This window comes from Ruegeria sp. BJ5, from assembly GCF_056537865.1.
Genome location: NZ_JBQFSH010000014.1, coordinates 1 through 1,838 on the forward strand (window position 1 = coordinate 1; position 1,838 = coordinate 1,838).

Consider the following 1,838-nt stretch of genomic DNA (forward strand, 5'->3'; position numbering starts at 1 on the left):
TGTTATTAAACGGCTTTCCATGACCGAGCCCTAAATTACGTTTGTCTTGCGAGACGTATCTGGTGGAGGCGACGGGCGTGTATCCTGTTCCTTCTTGGCGTTGTCTTCTTCCTCTAAGCGGCTTCAAGATTTAGAGCTTGGAAGAGCCTGTGGCGGATTTCGAAACCGCTGAAAAATTCCCCGACGCTGCAGATACGCGCGTCACACCGCTTTTCCTTCAGTTTGCCTGACGTCAGCGCCAATGGGACAGTTTAGGTTGATTTGATAAGAGAGGGTTTCTGGCTCATCGTAACCGCCAAGGAGTGGATCTATGGACGCCCCCTGCGCAAGGTGTTTTTTGTGATGATGTTGACGGCATTGGATGCGTGAATCTATCCGGCCTTTGATTGAAGCATCTTTGCTCCTGGCCTCGATGGGATCCGCTGGTTTCAGTGCCTTCCAAGATGACCGGCCTTTCCTGGCCACCACTCCTTACAGGCTGTGAATTGCGGCCCCTGCCGTTACACCATCGTCTCGTCACCTCGCATTCTTAGAGCGCCAGTACTTTCCGGGCTGCCCGCTACGCCGCTTTGTAGCCTTCTCCGCTCCGCAAAATCGCCCAGGCAATGCGTGCTGTCTTGTTGGCGATAGCCACGAGCGTTTTGTTGTGACCTGCGCGTGCCAGCAAGCCCTGCGCCCATCTCGCGCGTTGATCATCACGATTGGCGATCCTGATCAGGACGGACCGGGCGCCGTGGATGAGCTGGCGCCGCAGGTATTGGTTGCCTCGTTTGCCTATGCCACCAAGCCGGGGCTTGCCGCCCGTCGTATATTGTCTGGGAACCAAGCCTATCCATGCCGCGAGTGCCCGGCCAGACGAAAAGTGTCGACCGTCATCAACGGCAGCGATCAAGGCGGTGGCGATCACAGGCCCGACGCCGGGGAGGGTTGCAAGACGTTTGCACCGCTCATCGGTCCGGCAGATCGCGATTAGCTTACGGTCGAGCTCAGCGACGTGTTTGTCCAACGCTTCGAATTCGGCGATAAGTGCGTTGAAGTTTTCCGTTGCCAGCGCTGACAACTTGGCCTCAGCGACGGCGTTTCTGATATCCTTTCGGAACCGAAAGGCACCGACTGGAATGACAACGCCATACTCCCCCAGAAGGCCCCGAATGTGATTAATCAATCCGCTCCGTTGTGTGATGAGACGATCACGTGTTCGATGCAGCATCTGCAAATCCTGTTGCTCCGTCGTCTTCACTGGGACAAATCGCATAGTCGGGCGCAGTGCGGCCTCATAGATCGCCTCGGCATCAACAGCGTCGTTCTTGGAGCCTTTGACAAACGGCATTACGAACCGCGGATGAACGAGGCGCACGGCATAGCCTTGCGCCTCAAACTGTCTGCCCCAGTGATGAGCGCTGGCACAAGCCTCCATGGCGACTGTTTCCGGGGAATACTCCTGAACGGCAGCGGCGAGTTTTGATCTGGTCACCTTCTTCGAGATTACCTCGCCCTCATTGGTGATTCCGTGGATGTGAAACGACTGTTTGCCTAAATCAATCGCAAGTAACTGCATTCTGTGAACTCCTTCTGCTTGATACGTCTGCCGAAAACTATCGGCATCGGTGCAAGGGGCGTCCATTCCATAAGATGAGAAAGAAACCCGGAACCAAGCAGAGCCACGGTGAGAAGGTCGTAAAGGACATTCGCCGTGCGACCCGCAAACAGTACTCCGCAGAAGAGAAGATCAGGATCGTGCTGGACGGCCTAAAAGGCGAGGACAGCATCGCAGAGCTGTGCCGTCGTGAGAGCATCGCGCAGAGCCTTTATTACAGCTGGTCCAAGGAATTCCTGGA

Annotated in this window: 2 protein-coding genes; one reads left to right on the top strand and one right to left on the bottom strand. The window is 55.7% G+C overall.

The window, feature by feature from the left end:
* Positions 1 to 559: 559 nt before the first annotated feature.
* Entirely contained in the window at positions 560 to 1,558 is a 999-nt protein-coding gene (locus tag ACR0NY_RS19065) for an IS110 family RNA-guided transposase (RefSeq protein ID WP_480771299.1), read from the bottom strand.
* A 74-nt stretch (positions 1,559 to 1,632) separates the two neighbouring features.
* Here ACR0NY_RS19065 and ACR0NY_RS19070 point away from each other — a divergent pair.
* Positions 1,633 to 1,838, top strand: a 206-nt coding sequence (locus tag ACR0NY_RS19070; RefSeq protein WP_480771300.1) for a transposase, incomplete at its 3' end; no start/stop codon positions are given.